At 72.8% G+C, this 17217-nt stretch carries 13 protein-coding genes and 1 tRNA gene; 10 read left to right on the top strand and 4 right to left on the bottom strand.

The annotated features are described in order from the left end of the window. Positions 1 to 30: 30 nt before the first annotated feature. Positions 31 to 804 carry a precorrin-6A synthase (deacetylating) gene (cobF, locus tag OHN19_RS06090; RefSeq protein ID WP_330263154.1) on the bottom strand — a complete coding sequence of 258 codons (774 nt, stop codon included), beginning with the start codon at positions 802 to 804 and terminating at the stop codon, positions 31 to 33. Between the two features lie 77 nt (positions 805 to 881). Next, entirely contained in the window at positions 882 to 1400 is a 519-nt protein-coding gene (locus OHN19_RS06085; protein ID WP_330263153.1) for a DUF309 domain-containing protein, read from the bottom strand. Between the two features lie 100 nt (positions 1401 to 1500). Here OHN19_RS06085 and OHN19_RS06080 point away from each other — a divergent pair. Beyond that, positions 1501 to 1574, top strand: a tRNA-Pro gene (locus OHN19_RS06080). Between the two features lie 111 nt (positions 1575 to 1685). Continuing rightward, complete coding sequence (locus OHN19_RS06075) at positions 1686 to 4028, top strand: DUF4132 domain-containing protein (RefSeq protein ID WP_330263152.1); 2343 nt, start codon at positions 1686 to 1688, stop codon at positions 4026 to 4028. Positions 4029 to 4074: 46 nt separating this feature from the next. Here the strand turns inward: OHN19_RS06075 and OHN19_RS06070 are convergent, their stop codons facing one another. Then, entirely contained in the window at positions 4075 to 5862 is a 1788-nt protein-coding gene (locus OHN19_RS06070; protein ID WP_330263151.1) for an acyltransferase, read from the bottom strand. A 134-nt stretch (positions 5863 to 5996) separates the two neighbouring features. On the opposite strand from OHN19_RS06070, the gene OHN19_RS06065 reads away from it, so the two are divergent. Then, a complete protein-coding gene (locus tag OHN19_RS06065; RefSeq protein WP_330263150.1) occupies positions 5997 to 6659 on the top strand; it encodes an NUDIX domain-containing protein in 663 nt (220 codons plus the stop codon). A gap of 106 nt (positions 6660 to 6765) precedes the next feature. Beyond that, the gene (locus OHN19_RS06060; protein WP_330263149.1) at positions 6766 to 7749 is read left to right on the top strand and encodes an aldo/keto reductase; all 984 of its coding nucleotides are present in this window, start codon (positions 6766 to 6768) and stop codon (positions 7747 to 7749) included. Between the two features lie 4 nt (positions 7750 to 7753). Here the strand turns inward: OHN19_RS06060 and OHN19_RS06055 are convergent, their stop codons facing one another. Further along, positions 7754 to 8539: a TetR/AcrR family transcriptional regulator gene (locus OHN19_RS06055; RefSeq protein WP_330263148.1), complete on the bottom strand. Its 786-nt coding sequence runs from the start codon at positions 8537 to 8539 to the stop codon at positions 7754 to 7756. A gap of 172 nt (positions 8540 to 8711) precedes the next feature. Here OHN19_RS06055 and OHN19_RS06050 point away from each other — a divergent pair, with 172 nt between their 5' ends. Genes OHN19_RS06050 through OHN19_RS06025 form a run of 6 tightly spaced genes read left to right on the top strand, consistent with a single transcriptional unit; the run spans position 8712 to position 17199 of the window. Then, on the top strand, positions 8712 to 11444 hold the full coding sequence (locus OHN19_RS06050; protein ID WP_330263147.1) for a DegT/DnrJ/EryC1/StrS family aminotransferase: 2733 nt from the start codon (positions 8712 to 8714) through the stop codon (positions 11442 to 11444). Continuing rightward, positions 11444 to 12490 (top strand): LCP family protein, encoded by a 1047-nt coding sequence (locus tag OHN19_RS06045; RefSeq protein ID WP_330263146.1) that lies wholly within the window; start codon positions 11444 to 11446, stop codon positions 12488 to 12490. The genes OHN19_RS06050 and OHN19_RS06045 overlap by 1 nt, the downstream gene beginning before the upstream one ends. Positions 12491 to 12494: 4 nt before the next feature. After that, entirely contained in the window at positions 12495 to 13664 is a 1170-nt protein-coding gene (locus OHN19_RS06040; RefSeq protein WP_330263145.1) for a hypothetical protein, read from the top strand. Further along, positions 13655 to 15130, top strand: coding sequence for a Wzz/FepE/Etk N-terminal domain-containing protein (locus OHN19_RS06035; protein ID WP_330263144.1), 1476 nt, complete (start codon positions 13655 to 13657; stop codon positions 15128 to 15130). Before OHN19_RS06040 ends, OHN19_RS06035 begins: the two co-directional genes overlap by 10 nt. A 31-nt stretch (positions 15131 to 15161) precedes the next feature. Then, the gene (locus OHN19_RS06030) at positions 15162 to 16436 is read left to right on the top strand and encodes a hypothetical protein (protein WP_330263143.1); all 1275 of its coding nucleotides are present in this window, start codon (positions 15162 to 15164) and stop codon (positions 16434 to 16436) included. Positions 16437 to 16440: 4 nt separating this feature from the next. Further along, positions 16441 to 17199 (top strand): TylF/MycF/NovP-related O-methyltransferase, encoded by a 759-nt coding sequence (locus OHN19_RS06025; protein ID WP_330263142.1) that lies wholly within the window; start codon positions 16441 to 16443, stop codon positions 17197 to 17199. The last annotated feature ends 18 nt before the right edge of the window (positions 17200 to 17217 follow it).

Genomic DNA, 17217 nt, shown 5'->3' with positions numbered 1-17217 from the left:
GTCCGCCCGGGTGCCCACTCCCGCTTCCGCTTACGGCTGCTTCGGGTTGCGGCGCAGCAGATACGTGTCCATGATCCAGCCCTTGCGCTCCCGGGCCTCCGCGCGCAGCCGCTCGATCCGCGGCGCGGCCTCGGCGATCGGCCCCGACGCGAGGATCTCGTCGGGCGTGCCTATGTAGGCGCCCCAGTAGATGTCGATGTCCTGGTCGGCGTAGGCGCGGAAGGACTGGTGGGCGTCGAGCATCACCACCACGTCGTCCACGCCCTCCGGGAAGCCCTCCGCGAGACGCCGGCCGGTGGTGATCTGGACGGGGCGGGCGACGCGGTTCAGCCCGGTGCGGTGGCGGGCGACGAGCGCCGAGACACTGCTGATGCCGGGCACGACGTCGTACGCGAAGTCCACCGAGCCGCGCTCCAGAATCTCCTCCAGGATGCCGAGCGTGCTGTCGTACAGCGCGGGGTCGCCCCACACCAGGAACGCTCCGCTCTCCTCCTCGCCCAGCTCCTCGGAGATCAGCCGCTCGTAGATGTCGGCGCGGGCGCTGCGCCAGTCCCCGACGGCGGGGGAGTACGCGGAGCCGCCCGCGGCACGGTCCCGCTCCGGGTCCCGGGCCTCGACCACCCGGTAGGTGCCCTCCGGTATGTGTGCCTCCAGCATGTCCCGGCGCAGCTGCGTCAGGTCGCTCTTCACCTCGCCCTTGTCCAGGACGAAGAACACGTCCGTGCTCCGCAGCGCCCTGACCGCCTGGAGGGTCAGCTGCTCGGGGTCGCCCGCGCCGATACCGATGACATGAATCTTTCGCACACCCCGAGTCTGCCGCACGGCACTGACAGCGAGGTCACCGAGTCCACGTCACGAGTGCGGAGCTGGGGCGGGCCGCGTCAGCCCCGGAGCCGAGGACCGCGCCCCCGGGCGTCCACCGCCGCCCCGCCCCGCTCGACATCCTCCGCCAGCTCGCGCGCCCACCCGACGAGCCCGCCCAGATCGATCCCGTACGGCCGCCCCCGCCCGGCCCCCGACGCGGCCCACTCCGACACCGCCCCGGCGCCGCGCCGCAGCAGCCTCGCCCCGCCGGTGACGTTGCCGCGGGCCGCGTGGGTGAGCCCGACCGCCAGTTGGGCCAGGCCCCGCCACAGCTCGCGCTCCTCCTCGGGGCCCGACTTCCAGGCGTCCTCGAAGACCTCGTGGGCGTGGAACGGCCGCCCGGCGTCCAGGAGCAGCTGCGCCTCGGTCACCGTGTCCTCCGGTGAGCGCACCACGCCTTCCGGCTGACGGGCGACGCCTTCGGCGCCGTACGGCAAGGGCCGCCCGAGCCCGTCGCGCGGCCGCGCGTTGCGTGCCCGCCCCTCGCCGTCCCGGTCCCGCGCGTCCGTCTGCCGTCCTGAGGATGTACTGGCCATACGTCGATTGTCCCGCGCCCGGTGCCCGCTTCGGCCGAGCCCCCGGCGTGGGGTAAAGTTCTGTACGCGCGTTCCCGCGGTCCACCGCGGCGCAGCGCACCGGGACGTGGCGCAGCTTGGTAGCGCACTTGACTGGGGGTCAAGGGGTCGCAGGTTCAAATCCTGTCGTCCCGACGGTGCGAAGGGTCTTCACGGGCGAGAGCCTGCGGGGGCCCTTTTCGTACGGCCCCTTTGTCAGACTTCGTACGGGCCCCGTTGTCAGTGCCTCCTGCCATGATCCGAGGCATGCTCCACGACAGCCAGGACACGGGCCTCGCGGCCCGGCTGATGTGCGCGCTGACCGACCCGGACTTCGTGATGGAGGTCCCGTACGGTGAGCTGCCGCTGCTCAGCGACGAGGAACTCGGCACCCTCCTCCCGGAGGCCCACGGCGTGCGCCCGTCCGCCCCGGCCTCCCGCATGAGCCTCGCCCACGCGGTGGAGCGCGCCGCCGCGAGCCGTCGCCCGCGCTTCACCCCCGACGCGTGCCGCCGGATGGTCGACGTGCTCGTGGAGCGGAGCGAGGAGCACGGCTGGGTGGATCTCACGCTGGGCGTGCAGGCTCTGGAGCACTGCACCGGTCCGCTGCCCGACGTGTCCGACCCGGTCCGCGCCCTGGTCGAGACCCTCCTGGCCAAGGACACCCTGCGACAGCTGCACACGCTGCTCGCCCTCGCCGGGCTCGCGGGTCAGGAGGTGCTGCACGAGGTCGTGGAGCGTCTCTCCCGAGGGGCGGGGCCCATCGTCACGGACGAGATCGCCGTAGCCGTCGGGCTCCCTCCAGCGGAGCAAGCGCTGTTGTGCGCACTCGACCGGCAGCACGGAACCGCCGAGCCGGCGAACACCCCTGACATCTGGCAGCCGTTCGCCGAGCACCCCGCCTATGTCGCCTTCGCCCGCCGAGCCCTGGAAGCGGCGGCCGACCGCGCCGACGCGATCCACGCCGGCGAGGTCCCCTACCGGGCGGACAAGGCGTTCACGGACCGCGAGGTCACCAGCCTCGGGCAGGCCGCCCGGGTCGCCCTGCTGCGTGACGAACCATGGCTGCCGGCCCTCTTCGACCGTCTCCTGCCCGGCATCACCCTCGCGCCGACCCCGGCCAGGACCCTCCCCTCGCAGGCGCTCCTTTACGAACTCGTCCGCGCCGCACAGGACTTCCCCACTCCGGAGCTGGTCGCGTCGCTGCGGACCGTGCGCAAGAGCGTCCGGCACGCCGGAGTCCCCAAGCAACTCGACAAGATGCTCAAGAAGGCCGAGGCGGCCCTCGCCGAGCGGACCGACGTGGCGCTGCGGCTCCCCACGCTGGGCTTCGACGAGGACGGCGTTCTGATCCAGGAGGCGGGCGACGGTTATGCGGCCGTCGTGACCGTCACCGGGTCCGCCACGCTGACCTGGCACAAGGACGGGCGTCCGCTGAAGAGCGCCCCGGCACCGGTCCGCCGGAACCAGCCCGCGCTGGTCAAGGAGGTGCGCGAGCTGGTGCGCCGGGTGGACGCCCAACTCCTGACACTCGCCCGCGCCTTGGAGGGCGGCTACGCCGTGGACGCCGTCCACCGCTACGGCTGGTGGCGTGCCGAACTCGCCCGGCACCCGCTCGCCCGGACCGTCGTACGCCGGCTGATTTGGGAGGTCGAGATCGAGCCCGGCACCTGGCAGGCCGTACTGCCCGAGGCCGGGGACCTGCCGGCCGCGCCCGACGACGCGGCCGTACGGCTCTGGCACCCCCTGCGCTCCGAGCCGGACGCCGTGCGGGCCTGGCGGGATCTCCTGGTCGAGCGAGAGATACGGCAGCCCTTCAAGCAGGCGTTCCGGGAGATCTATCGCCTCACCCCGGCCGAGGAGGAGACCCGCGTCCACTCCGACCGCTTCGCCGCGCACCTCGTCCACTACCACCGGATGTTCGCGCTGTTCAGAGCCCGTGGCTGGACGAGCGACCGGCTCGGGCCCTGGGACGGCGGGGCCGAGGGTGCGGCGGAGCGCACGCTGGGGGCGGGGGAGTGGCGGGTCCGTTTCCACCACCGGTCGGCGGACTGGCAGGAGGAGGAACCGCTGGCCACGACCGATCAGGTGCGCTTCGCCCGCCGGGTCGAGGGCGGATGGCGGGAGGTGCCGCTCACGGATGTGCCGGCCCTGGTGTTCAGCGAGGCCATGCGGGACGTGGACCTCTTCGTCGGCGTGACCTCGATCGGGGCGGACCCCGAGTGGACCGACCGCGGTCCCGAGCGCGGGCAGGGGGAGCGTTTCGGATGCGCCGCACTGACCGCGAGCGCCGAGGCACGCCGTGCCGCGCTTGAACGCATCCTGCCCCGCCTGACGATCGCCGACCGGTGCGCGCTCGACGGCCGACACCTCGTGGTGCGGGGCACGCTGCGGACGTACCGGATCCATCTCGGCTCGGCGAACGTCCTGATGGAGCCGGACAACTCCTATCTCTGCATCGTTCCGGCGCGGGGCAGGGGCGACGGCAAGGTGTTCCTCCCGTTCGAGGACGACCGGTTGTCGGTCATTCTCAGCAAGGCGTTCCTGCTCGCCGACGACGCGGGGATCACCGACCGGACGATTCTCGCGCAGCTCGGCCGGCGGGGCTGACCTGACGGACGAGGCCGGCCCGGGCGGGCCCGGTGGCCTGCCCGGGTCAGGTCGGCGTCCGCGTCCCCTGGCGGGCCGGTTCCGGGCGGTGGATGCCGTGGGGGTGGTAGCCGAGTTCGTCGGAGCGGCCCAGGAGGTCGGCGAGGTACCAAGTGATGGCCAGCCACATCTCCGTGCCCTGGAGGCCGGGTTCGGGGCCGGGGCCCGCTGTGCCCGGGCCGAAGCCGAAGCCCTGGCCGGGCCGCCAGCGCGGCAGGACCGCGGCGAGCTGTCGTTCGGCCCAGTCGCGGATCTCGCCGGAGCGGTAGCCGTCCGTGCTGTGGCCGAGTTGCCGGGTGCTCAGCCACAGGGGGTGAGCGACGTCCAGTACGTTGCAGGCGTTCTCCTGTCCCGACCCGAAGTACCGTGCGTCGCGGGCGTGGTCCAGGACGGCGTCCACGACCCGTTCCGGGTGCGGCACCGGCAGCCCGAACTGCGCGAACGAGCCCCGCGTGAGCCGGTAGTAGCCGTTGACCACCTGGAGACGGCCCGCCTGGGCCGAGGGGGTGCCCCACATGCCGGTCCACGGATCGGCCCTGGTGAGCAGCCAGCCGAACAGCGACTCCACGGTCGCGTCACCGGCCTGGCCGTGCCGCAGGTTCCAGTGCGCCGCCGTGGACCAGGAGTCGATCCAGGCACCGGCACCCCAGGCACCCGTGTCCCAGGGCAACGAGTCCAGCCGTACGAGCAGTTGACGTGCCGTCATGTCCCGTACGCCTGCGATGGAGTGGGGGAGAGCGGTGCCGAGGAGATCGAGGGCGTACCCGACGCACAGCACGTGGTAGAGCGCGGCGCCCTCACCGATGAACCCGTCGTCGTCCGCCGTCGGCACGGTTTCACCGAACTCCGGCACGAGGCCGCTCTTCGGATCCTGGAGCCCACGCAGCCGCTCCACGTGCTCCCCGGCGGACAGCTGCTCCGGCACCGTCCCGAGCAGCAGGGCGGCGATCTCCACGGCGTCGCAGTGGGCCCGCACGGTGGGCGCGACACCGGGCCGATCGACGTACCGCTCACCGTCCCAGCAACGGTCGAGAACCTCGGCCACCTGGGCACGGGCGGCCTCCGCGAAGCGGGCCAGGGCCAGGGGGCTCGGACCGGGGCCACGCGTCCCTGCCCCGCGCTCCGAGCCGCCGACCCCGGAGACCGTCGCCGAGTCGCCCCCGGACGCACGGCCATCCTCACGCCGTACACCCGAAGCCGGGGTCGCCGCACCCGCGTCCCCCCGCCGATCCCGCAACACCCGAGCCGGATTCCCCGCCGCCACCGACCACGCCGGGAGATCCTTCGTCACCACGGCCCCCGCCCCGATGACGCAGTGGTCGCCGATGGTCACGCCGTCCACGACGACCACGTGGGAGCCGATCCAGACGTCGTCGCCGATGCGGATGCCCCGGCTGGTGAGGGGTTGCTGGTGGACGGGGCGGTCGGGGGACATGGTGTGGTTGAAGCCGAGCAGTGAGGTGTGGGCGCCGATGCGGACGCCCTCGCCGAGGACGACGTCGCCGCGCACGGTCGTGAAAGGGTTCAGCGTGCAGTGCGGGCCGGTGCTCAGCTCACCCGTGACATAGGCGTGCGCGGCGATGTACGAGTCGTCGCCGAGGCGGAGCCGGTCCGGGAAGACGGCCGCGGACTCGGCGACATAGCACCGCTCACCGATCTCGGTGTCGCCGCCGATCGCCCGAAGCACGTCCCGCTGCGTCGCGCGCTGCTCCTCGGTCGCCTGGTCGGCGTAGAGCCAGGGGCAGTGGTCGAAGTGCCGTAGGGACGGCCGCGGCGGAAGAGCCGGATGATCCATACGAGCACGCTAAGCAGTACGAGGGCCTTCCGGGAAGGGGGTGCCCCGCGCGACGCGACCCGCACCGGAGTGGTAGAAGCGGTCATGACCAACTCGCACTTCCCCCGCCCCACCCTCCACCCGGCCGGTGCCCGATGACCGAGGGCGTCGACACCCCCGACCGCCGCGGCCGCACCGGACTCGACCGCACCGGCCTGGACCTGACCCGCAACCCGCGCGTCAAGGTCCGGGAGGTGAAACTGCTCTCCAGCCACTGGTACGTCGAGCGGGCCACGACCTTCGAGCTCCAGCGCGCCGACGGCACCTGGAGCACCCAGCAGCGCGAGACGCACGACCGCGGCAACGGCGCCACCATGCTGCTGTACGACGCGGAACGCGAAACCGTGCTGCTCACCCGCCAGTTCCGCTACCCGGTGTACGTCAACGGCCACCCCGACGGCCTGCTCATCGAGACCCCGGGCGGTCTGCTCGACGACGATGACGAGCACCCCGAGATCGCCGTGCGGCGCGAGGTCGTCGAGGAGACCGGGCACACCATCGGCGAGGTCCGGCACGTCTTCGACGTCTACATGAGCCCCGGTTCGGTGACCGAGCGCGTCAGTTTCTACGCCGCCGAGTACGCCCCGTCGACCCGAACCCACGAGGGCGGCGGCCTCGACGAGGAGGGCGAGGACATCGAGATCCTCGAACTGCCCTTCCGCAGGGCCCTGGAGCTGATCCGCACCGGGGAGATCGCCGACGCCAAGACCATCATGCTGCTCCAATGGGCGGCCCTGGAGGGCCCGTTCGCCAAGTAGGCGCAGGCAGGGACAAGTGAGCGCGCGGGCCCTTGACTTGAAGTGCGCTTCAAGATGAAGACTCCCGTGTGTGCCCGAAGACGGGTACACACGGGAGGGAATCACCATGAAGTACCGCACCATCGGCACCGATCCGGCGACCCGCCGCGAGGTCAGCGTCCTCGCGCTCGGCGCCATGCTGTTCGGCTCACGGACCGACGAGGAGACCTCCTTCGCCGTCCTCGACCGCTATGTCGAGGCGGGCGGCACCTTCATCGACACGTCTGACAACTACGCCTTCTGGGAGGACGGCGGTCAGGGCGGCCAGAGCGAGGAACTGCTCGGCCGGTGGCGGCGCAGCCGCGGCATCGGCGACGAGATCGTCATCGCCACGAAGCTCGGCGCCCGCCCGCTGGCCCCCGGCACCAGCTACGTCGACAACGCGGAGGGCCTGTCGGCGAAGGTGATCCGCGAGTCCGCGGAGCGCAGCCGGGAACGTCTCGGCGTGGACAGGCTGGACCTCCTCTACGCGCACATCGAGGACCACCGGGTCCCGCTCCAGGAGACGGTCGAGGGGTTCGCCGAACTGGTGGCCGAGGGCACGGTGGGCCTGCTGGGCGTGAGCAACCACGCGATCTGGCGGGTGGAGCGGGCCCGGGCCCTGGCGGCGGCGGCCGGTCTGCCCGGCTACGAGGTCCTCCAGTACGCCCACAGCCATCTGCGTCCCCGCACCGACGTGCCCGAGCCCCTGTTCCCCGACGGCAGCCTCGGTCACGCGGGCCCGGATCTGCTGAGCTACCTGCGCGCGGAGCCCGGCCTCACCCTGGTCGCCTACTCACCCCTCCTCAAGGGCGCCTACACCCACCCGGACCGCCTCCCCGCGGACTTCGACCACCCGGGCACCCCGCCACGCCTGCGGGCCCTGGCCGAGGTGGCGAAGGAGACGGGTGCCACCGTCAACCAGGTCGTCCTGGCCTGGCAGTTCGGCAGCGACCTGCCGATCGTCCCGCTGGCCGGGGTGTCGTCCGTGGCCCAGCTGGAGGAGAACCTGGCGGCGGTGGACCTGGAGCTCACGGGGGAGCAGCGGGCGCGGCTGGACGCAGCCCACTGAGCGGTCACTCCCGCGTGTCGGTGAAGCGGTCGATGAGCGCGTCGAGCCCCTCGGCGAGGCCCGCGACCCCGCCGCGCTCGGCGAGGGCGGGGGCGGTCTCCCGCAGGACGGGCAGTTCCCGGGCCGGCATGAGATGCAGGCCCAGCCGGAACGCCGGATCCGACTCCTCGGGGTTGTCCACCATCGGCCGTAGTTCCACCGACACATAGCCCAGCAGCCAGGCGGTGAAGGCGCGGAAGGCCACGGCCACCCGGTCGTCGTCGAGGCCGCTCCGCCGCAGCAGTGTGAGGACCCGTTCGTGGTCCTTCAGCACGGCGAGCGGCCGCCGGGCCAGGGGGACGGCGAGCATGCGGGTGGCGAGCAGCGGGACGGCCTGGGGGTGGGCGAGGCAGACGTCGTAGGTGGCCCGGGCGACGCGGTGCAGCCCGGCGCGCCAGGAGGGCGCCTCGGGCTCGCGCGCGATCCGCTCCTCCAGTTCCAGGTACAGGGCTTCGACCAGCCCGTCGAGCAGGGCGTCCTTGCTCGCCGCGTACCGGTAGAGCGCCATCGCCTCCACGCCCAGCTCCGCCCCGAGCCGCCGCATGCTCAGCGCCGACAGCCCCTCCCGGTCGACCAGTTCCAGGGCGCTGGCCAGGACCCGCTCCCGGCTCAGCCGCCCGTAGCGCCCGCGATCCCCGGCCCGGCGCGCCGGACCGGCCGCCCCCTGTGTGCCCCTGCTTCCCGATCCGGCCCGCTCACCGGCCGCCCCCCGCGTGTCCCTGCTTCCCGATCCGGCCCTGTCACCGGCCATGCCTCGCCTCCCGACGGTCGGTACGCGCCGTGAATCCGCTCGTGTTGACTCTACGCAGAGCCGGGAGCAAGGTGTACGTATACGGCGTAAATATACGCCAAACGGACGCATGGAGCGTGGCTGTCCTCGCAGGGCACCGTTCCCCCCGGTAGCCAGGAGTGGGGAGCACGAGATGACCGTCCATCGGCTGCGGGCCCGGCAGGAGCCGGTAGAGCACCCCTGGCCTCCCCAGGACCGCCTCGAACCCCTCGGGCGAGGCGCGGACGGCGCGGATGAGCCGGACCGGCGGGACGTCCCCTTCGCCACGACCTGGATCAGCCCCGAGGCCCGGCGGGCCGCCCAGAAGGTGTTCGCCTCCGGCTGGGTCACCACCGGCCGCGAGACGGAACGCTTCGAGGACGACTTCGCGGCCTACGTCTCGGCCGCGCACGCCGTCGCGGTGAGTTCCTGCACGGCGGGGCTCGAACTCGCGATGCGGGCCCTCGGGTTGCCGGCCGGCACCCCCGTCCTGGTCCCGGCGCTGACCTTCTGCGGAGCGGCCCAGGCGATCCTGCACGCCGGGCTCCAGCCGGTCCTGGTCGACGTCGATCCCGGCACCGGGATGCCGACGCCCGCCACCGTCGCCGCCGCGGCCGCCGCCTGCCGCCGGCCGGGCGCGATGATGGTCCTGCACTACACCGGGGCCCCCGCACCCGTCGCCGAACTGGCCGAGGCCGCCGGACTGCCCCTCGCCCGTGTCGTCGAGGACGCCGCGCACGCCCTGGGCGCCACGGTCGGGGAACGCCCCGTCGGCAGCGTGTCCCGGGCGACCTGCTTCAGCTTCTACGCCACGAAGAACCTGCCGATCGGCGAGGGCGGCATGGTCACCACCGAGGATCCGCAGCTCGCCGACCGGATCCGCCGCGCCCGGCTGCACGGCATGTCCGCCGACGCATGGCGGCGCGCGCTGCCCGGCGGCAGCTGGCGCTACACCGTCGACGAGGCCGGCCTGAAGGCCAACATGACGGACGTACAGGCCGCCATCGGGCGGGCCCAGCTGCGTCACCTGGACCATTGGCAGGAGCGACGCGACGCACTGGCCGCCCAGTACACGGCGGCGCTGGCGGCCGTACCGGGACTCGAACCGCTGCGGTCCCCCGCGCCCGGCCGGCACGCCCGCCACCTCCAGGTCGTCCGGGTGACGGAGTCGTACGGGACGGGCCGCGACGAACTCGTCGAACGGCTGGCGGAGCACGGCATCGGCACGTCGGTGCACTTCATCCCGCTGCACCACATGCCGTACTTCCGGCGGTCCGCGATCATCCCGGCGGGCGGCCTGCCCGGCGCCGACGCGCTCTTCCCGCAACTGCTGTCCCTGCCCCTGTACCCGCACCTGCCCGAGCGCTCCGTCGACCGGGTGTGCGCCCACCTGGCCCGGCATTCGGCCGGGTCCCGCCGCCCCACCGGTCTGCGCACCCTGGTCATCGGCGCGGGCGAGGCCGGACGGGCCCTGGCCCGCGACCTGGCGCACACCCCCCAGTACGGGCTCGAACCCGCCGGCTTCCTGGACGACGACCCCGCCAAGCGACGGGCGGGCTTCGTCGGGGGCCTGCCCGTCCTCGGCACCCTGGAGGACACCGGCAGCGCCGTGCGGCAGCACCGGGCCGAAGCGGTGGTCGTGGCCATCCCCGGCCTGACCCCGGCCCGGTTCCGCCGGGTGGCACGGGCCGCCGAGGCCGCCGGGGCCAGCGTGCGCTACCTGCCGTCGTTCATCGCCGCGCTCCGCCGTGACGTGGTGGGCGACGACCTGCGCGAACTGGACGTGCGCGCACTGATCGGCCGCGCCGAGATGCACGTGGTCAGCCCCGAAGCGGGCACCACCATCACCGGGCGGAGAGTCCTGGTCACCGGCGCCGGCGGCTCGATCGGCAGCGAACTGTGCCACCAGGTCCGCGCCTTCGGCCCCAGCCGCCTCTTCCTCCTGGACCACGACGAGTCGAACCTTCACCGGCTCCAGCTGGAGCTCCACGGCGACGCCCTGCACTCCGACGACATCGTGATCTCGGACATCCGCGACCGCCCCCGCATCGACCAGATCTTCCGCCGGCTGCGCCCCGAGGTGGTCTTCCACGCGGCCGCCCACAAGCACCTGCCGCTCCTCGAACTGCACCCCTGCGAGGGCGTGAAGTCCAATGTGCGCGGTACCGAGAACCTGGTCAGTGCCGCCGCGGCGACCGGTACCGAGCGGTTCGTGCTGATCTCGACGGACAAGGCGGCCGACCCGGTCTCGGTGCTGGGCGCCACGAAACGGCTGGCCGAGCTGATCGTGCACCGCGCACAGCGGGACGCCCCGCCCGGGACCGTGTTCGCCGCCGTCCGCTTCGGCAACGTGCTGGGCAGCCGCGGTTCCCTGCTGTCGGTGGTGGCCCAGCAACTCGGCGCCGGCTCCCCGGTGACCGTCACCCACCCCGACGCGACCCGCTTCTTCATGACCGTGGAGGAGGCCGTGGGGCTGGTCCTGGAAGCGGCCCGCACGGCCCGCGGCGGCGAGGTGCTGGTGCTCGACATGCAGGGCCCGGTGCGGATCGTCGACCTCGTCCGTGGCTACGCCCGCTCCCTGCACGTCCCCGACGTGGACATCCGCTACACCGGCCTGCGTCCCGGCGAGAAACTCAACGAGACGCTGTTCGCCGACGATGAGCACCACACCCGCACCGCACACCCGCGGATCCTCGCCGTCACCTCCCCCGACGACCGCTCCGCCGACCTCGAGAAGCGCCTGCCCGAGCTGTACGCGGCCGCCGACGGCAACGACACCGACGAGGTGCGCCGGATCCTGACCGACCTCCTCCCCAGCTTCCCCGCCTCCGCGCCGGCACCCGGGCCGCAGGCCGGCCTGGCCGACCCCTACCCGGACGACTTCTGATGTCCGCGCCGGGACGGTGGCCCACCTGGGAGCCGAGGCCGCGGCGCCCCCGCCATCTGCTGCGCCGCGTCCTGGCAGTCGCCCTCGTCACCGTCCTCGCCCTGCTCGGCCTGGGCGCCGGCGGCTTCTGGTGGGCCACCGAGCACTACGGCGACCAGGTCACCCGTATCCCCGACGCCTTCCCCACGGGCCCCCGGCCGCCCGAGCCCCCCGACCACGACGGCGGTACCACCTTCCTGCTCGCGGGCGTCGACAGCCGCTCCGACCGGCCCACCACCGGCAGCGACGCCACGGGCCGGCTCTGGAGGTACGGCGCCCAGCGCAGCGACACGCTGATGCTGGTGCACCTCAGCGGCGACGAACGCAGCGCCTCCACCGTCTCCCTGCCCCGGGACAGCTGGGTCCCGATCCCGGGCCACGGCTCGGCGAAGATCAACGCCGCCTTCTCCTGGGGCGGACCGCCGCTGCTCATCCAGACGGTGGAGCGGCTCACCGGCATCCGTGTCGACCACTTCGGCGTCATCGACTGGCACGGCTTCCGCTCCCTCACCGACGCCGTCGGCGGCGTCCCCGTCACCATCGAACGCGACAGCTACGACCCCGAGCAGGACCGGCACTTCACCGCCGGCACCCATGTCCTCGACGGCGAGCAGGCCCTGGCGTACGTCCGTCAGCGCCACGGCCTGCCCGGTGGCGAACTGGACCGCATCAAGCGCCAACAGCAGTTTCTGCAGAGCCTGGTGGGCCGGATCCGGGCCGATGTCAGCCTCACCGACCCGCTCGGCACCGACCGCATGCTCGACGCGATCACCCGTGCCGTGAGCGTCGACGACCGGATGTCCAACGGCGACCTGCGCGCCCTCGCCTTCGGGCTGCGCCGGCTGAGCTCCGCGCACACCCGGTTCAGCACCGCTCCGATCGTCCGCTCGGACATGATCCGCGGCCAGTACGTGCTGATCCTGGACCGGCCCGCACTGCGCGCCCAGCTCCGCGCCGTCGAAGCCGGAGATCCCCCGGGAGAGGAACCCGCCACAGCGAGGAGGTAGTCCGTTGACCAGCGTGCCCACGAGGGCGACCGGAACCAGGCACGTCCTCGTCATCTGCCAGCTCGACGCCTACGCCAACGGCGTGAAGCCCGTCGAGATCCAGCGCTTCCTGCGGCAACGGGGCCACGACGTCCACCTCGTCGACACCTACCACCTGAGCCGGTCCAAGGGCGGCCCGGCCCGGTTCGCGGGCCGGCTTCCCGCGCCGAGCCCCCGCAAGATGGCCCTCTACGCGACCGAGGCGACCTCGGCAGCGCTGACCCGGCGCTGGCGCTTCGGACGACGGCACCTGTCGTACTACCTGCTCGTCGCCGACCACCGGCTGCGGCGGGCCATCCTCAAGCGGTCGCTGCCCCTCGACGCCTTCGACCTGGTGATCTGCGAGACCATCTACGACGCCGGGGTCCTGGCCGAGGCCCGGTCCGCACGCACCCTGTACGACGCCCCCGCCCCGTGGGCGGACGAGGTGTACTTCGACGGCAGGGTGACCGAGCGCCAGCACCACAAGCTGCGCCGGCTGGAGACGGCGGTCTTCGAGGGTGTCGACCATCTGGCGCTGCACTGGGACTCGTACGCGCGCTACGCCGTCGAGCACTACAAGATCAGCGGGCGCAACCTGATGTCCCTGAACTTCGGCTGTGCCCCCTCACCCCGCCGGGCGCGGTTCGCCGCCCCGCCACGGATCGTCTACCTCGGGAACGTGACCGCCGGCTTCAACAACCCGGCCCTGCTGGCACGGCTGTCCACGCTGTACCCGCACATCGACGTCTACGGCGGCCCGCCGCCGGACCCGGCGCTCGGACTGCGCTACCTCGGCTACGCGCCCTCCATCGACGTGCTGCGCAACTACCAGCTGGGACTGGTCACGTGCAGCCAGGACCAGCTGCGCAGGGACGGCTTCTCCTCGAAACACGTCCACTACCTGTCGTACGGGCTGCCCGTGCTCGTGCCCTCCTGGCGCCGCCACCTGGACCTGCTGCGCGGCTCGGTGGTCTACACCGAGGAGACCTTCCGCTCCGTCGTCGAGGACCTGAGCGAGGAGCGCCGGTGGCGGTCGGCCAGCGACGAGGCGTACGCCCAGGCCGAACGCCTCAGCTGGGACGAGACCCTGCGTCCGCTGGAACGCCTGCTCAGCCGTGATCCCCATCTGCCCAGGGACCCGACATGGACCTGAAAGCCTATCGCCGCCTGCTCCGCCTCCACTGGGTGGCGATCCTCGTGCTCACGCTCCTGGGCGCGGCCGTCGGCGCCGCGGTGGCCCAGACGCAGCAACCCGTCTACGCGGCCAAGGCCCAGATGCTCGTGACCGTCTCCGCCCGGGGCGAGGACTCGAGCCAGGCATACCAGGGCGCGCTCCTCGCCCAGCAGCGGGCCAAGTCGTACACCACGCTCCTGACCGGGCAGTCCGTGCTCAACCAGCTCACCGACCGACTGGGGCTGCCGTACTCGGTCGAGCACATGAAGAACCACATCACCGCGACCAACCCGACCGACACCGCGGTCATCGACGTCACGGTGGAGGACCACTCGGCCCGGCAGGCGCGGGAGATCGCGGAGGCGCTGGGACCGGCCTTCTCGCAGATCGTCTCGTCCGCCGAGAACTCCGGGCGGCAGGACGGCGGACAGGCCCCGGTGATCAACGTCAGGACCCTGGACCCCGTGCAACTCCTCGACGGCCCGGTGTCCCCGCACAAGAGCTTCGACATCGTCATCGGCCTCGCCCTGGGGCTCTTCCTCGGCCTCGTGTGGGCGGTCGCCCGCGAGATCACGGACACCCGGATCCGGGACGTGCGGGATCTGGAGCAGGGCGCGGACGTCGACGTCCTCGGTGTGCTGCCCCGCGGCGGGCGGCACCGGGACACGGAGTTCCGGCGCGGACTGCCCGGTCCGCCGGTCCTGGCCCAGGCCTACCGCTGGCTGGCCCTGACGACCGAGACCGCCGGGCGCGGCCCCACCCCCCGCGCCCTCGTCGTGACCGCGCCCGTCCGTGCCGACGAGGCGAACGCCGTCGCGGCCGGGCTCGCGATCGCCCTCGCCGAGGGCGGCACCCGGACGATCGTGGCCGACGCCCAGGGAGAGCGGGCCCACCTGGCCGACCTGATGGGCCTGGCGTCCCCGTGGAGCCTGGCGGACGTCCTGGACGGCCGGGTCTCCCTCGACGAGGCACTGGTGGAGTGGCGCGCGGACGTACCGCTCCGGGTACTCGCCGGGACCGCGGAACCCGGCCCCGGCGTCGCACCGCTTCGGCAGGCGGAGGTCGCCGCGTTGCGCGGACAGCTCACGGCGCGGGCCGAGGCCGTCGTCTTCGTCGCGCCTCCCGTGCTGACCCAGAGCGACGCGACGGTGGTGGCCCGGGCCGTGGGACAGGTGATCCTCGTGGCGGAGGCCAGGGCCACCCGTGTGCCGGACCTCGTGCAGTCGGTCCAGCGCCTGCGTTCGGTCGGCGTCAGCGTCCTGGGGAGCGTGCTCAGCGGAGAGCGAGGGCGGCGCGGCAGGCCGTACGTGCCCGCGGTCTCACCGGCCGCCCGCCTGAACGGACGCGACGTGCGCCGGGAGGACCACGGCAGGTCCCACACGGCGGAATGGGCCCCGGGCAACGGTGCCGGACCCCGGCGCACCGCGAAGGCGGAGCCCCGATGAGGACGCGCGGCGCCCGGCACCGGAGCACGTCATGACCACCGCGCGCGCCCCCGCCCGGCACGGCACCGGGACAGGCCCCGGGGCATCCCCCCGCGTCCTGCTGACGCTGGTCCTGATCGCGGCCGCGATGCCGGTGCGCCTGCTCAGGTCCGTGCCGGGGATCGACTCGGTCTCCGTGCTGGACATCCTGCTGGCCGTCGCGGCGCTGACCCTCTTCCTCGACCTGGCCTGCCGACCGCTGGACATCGGCTACCCGATGCTCTTCGCCCTGCTGTGCGTCCCGGCGGTCGTCTGCGGACTGTCGATGCTGTGGACGCAGGACCGCGGCGCGACGTTCCGCGCCACGCTCATCTACGTGGAGGGCATCGTCGCCTACCTCTTCGTCGTACGGGAGCTCGGCGGGGCCTCGCCGGGGCGGGTCATGACGTACATCAGGCGCTACAGCCTGCTGCTCATCGTGCCCGCCGTGCTGCTCCTGCTGCGGGTGCCCGGCTTCAGCCCCGAGGAGCCCGGACTGCCCACCGACTCCGACCGGTATCTGTCGTACTACAGCAGGCTCTCCCATCCCGCCCTCGGGCCCTCCAACAACCTCGCCACCGTCCTGGCCTTCTTCGTCCCCCTGCTCCTGTACTGGGGCCGAGTGCGGCACGACCGACGCTGCACCCTGGCCGGATGGGTCACGCTCGCGGCGGTGGTGTGCACGCTCTCGCGCGGCGTCCTGCTCGGACTGCTGGCGGCGGCGGTCCTCGCCGGCCTGGGGGCCCTGCTCCGACGGCGGCTTGCCGGAAACCGGATTCCCGGAAGGGCCGTCGCCGTCGTCGCGGTGGCCGTCGCCGCGGCGGCGCTGCTGTACCGGCTGGTCCCGGACAGTCTGGTGGCCAGCCGGTTCAGCCCGGCCAACGTCCTCCTGCGGTCGGAGTTCGCCGTCGAGGCGATCCACAAGATCGCCGAGCGGCCCGTCCTCGGCTTCGGCGGGGGGACGGCCCCCGACGGCCTGTGGGATCTGGCGAGAGTCCACAACACCTATCTCCAGCAGATGGTGTACTACGGCGTCGTGCTGGGGGCTCTCGTCTCGCTCGCCCTGATCGGGACGGCCGTCTTCTTCTTCTCCCGGTGGCGCACCAGCCCGGTGGCCCGGGTCGTCGGGTTCACGCTCATCGCCCAACTCATCGTCTTCGGGGTCGAGTCGAGCTTCGAGGGCACGGTGCTGCGGGTGCTCTTCTACCTCTCCGTCGGACTCGCCACCGCACTGGTCCGCGCGTCCGGGAGACAGCCGGCCGAACCGCTCACCGGCAGAAGGAACTGATGCCATGTCCTGGAAGCGAAGCGCCAACGCGGGCCTGCGACGGGTCACGGGGTTCGAGGTCCGCCGCGTGTCCCGGTCGGGTGCGGCCGAGTACCCCGCCGACTACGACGAGGAGGCCAGAGCGGTGATCGCGGCGGTCCGGCCGTACTCCATGACGCCTGCCGAGCGGGTCAACGCGCTGATCCTGGCGACCCGGTACGTCGTGCGCCACCGCATCCCGGGCGCGGTGGTCGAGTGCGGGGTCTGGCGGGGCGGCAGCATGCACGCCGTGGCGCGCACCCTCCTCTCGCTCGGCGCCGCCGACCGCGACCTCTACCTCTTCGACACCTTCGAGGGCATGCCGCCACCGACCCGGCACGACCGCAGACACGACGGGGAACCGGCCGACCGCCTGCTCGCCGACTCGGAACCCGACAGTCTGATCCGGGCCGTGGCGAGTCTCGAGGACGTCAAGTCCGGCTTCGCGCCGATCCCGTACCCGAAGAAGCGGATCCACTATGTGCGGGGCCTGGTGGAGGAGACCGTGCCCGAGCGGGCGCCCGAGCGGATCGCGATCCTGCGCCTGGACACGGACTGGTACAGCTCCACCCGGCACGAACTGGAGCACCTGTACCCGCGTCTGGTCTCCGGCGGGGTCCTGCTCATCGACGACTACGGCACCTGGCAGGGCTCCCGCGAGGCGGTGGACGAGTTCCTGGCACGGACCGGCGAGCGGCTGTTGCTGCTGCGGATGGACGAGGGACGGATCGCGGTCAAGCCCTGACACCACGCCACCGGGGGA

Source organism: Streptomyces griseorubiginosus (assembly GCF_036345115.1).
In the GTDB taxonomy this organism is placed as follows: domain Bacteria; phylum Actinomycetota; class Actinomycetes; order Streptomycetales; family Streptomycetaceae; genus Streptomyces; species Streptomyces griseorubiginosus_C.
This window is presented reverse-complemented; position numbering and strand designations above follow the sequence as displayed.

What these genes read in the sequence shown, in the direction of transcription:
- OHN19_RS06085 (WP_330263153.1), bottom strand. Translation starts at nt 1,400, where the DNA reads ATGGCCAGTACATCCTCAGGACGGCAGACGGACGCGCGGGACCGGGAC.
- OHN19_RS06075 (WP_330263152.1), top strand. Translation starts at nt 1,686, where the DNA reads ATGCTCCACGACAGCCAGGACACGGGCCTCGCGGCCCGGCTGATGTGC.
- OHN19_RS06070 (WP_330263151.1), bottom strand. Translation starts at nt 5,862, where the DNA reads ATGGATCATCCGGCTCTTCCGCCGCGGCCGTCCCTACGGCACTTCGAC.
- OHN19_RS06065 (WP_330263150.1), top strand. Translation starts at nt 5,997, where the DNA reads ATGACCGAGGGCGTCGACACCCCCGACCGCCGCGGCCGCACCGGACTC.
- OHN19_RS06060 (WP_330263149.1), top strand. Translation starts at nt 6,766, where the DNA reads ATGAAGTACCGCACCATCGGCACCGATCCGGCGACCCGCCGCGAGGTC.
- OHN19_RS06055 (WP_330263148.1), bottom strand. Translation starts at nt 8,539, where the DNA reads ATGGCCGGTGACAGGGCCGGATCGGGAAGCAGGGACACGCGGGGGGCG.
- OHN19_RS06050 (WP_330263147.1), top strand. Translation starts at nt 8,712, where the DNA reads ATGACCGTCCATCGGCTGCGGGCCCGGCAGGAGCCGGTAGAGCACCCC.
- OHN19_RS06045 (WP_330263146.1), top strand. Translation starts at nt 11,444, where the DNA reads ATGTCCGCGCCGGGACGGTGGCCCACCTGGGAGCCGAGGCCGCGGCGC.
- OHN19_RS06035 (WP_330263144.1), top strand. Translation starts at nt 13,655, where the DNA reads ATGGACCTGAAAGCCTATCGCCGCCTGCTCCGCCTCCACTGGGTGGCG.
- OHN19_RS06030 (WP_330263143.1), top strand. Translation starts at nt 15,162, where the DNA reads ATGACCACCGCGCGCGCCCCCGCCCGGCACGGCACCGGGACAGGCCCC.
- OHN19_RS06025 (WP_330263142.1), top strand. Translation starts at nt 16,441, where the DNA reads ATGTCCTGGAAGCGAAGCGCCAACGCGGGCCTGCGACGGGTCACGGGG.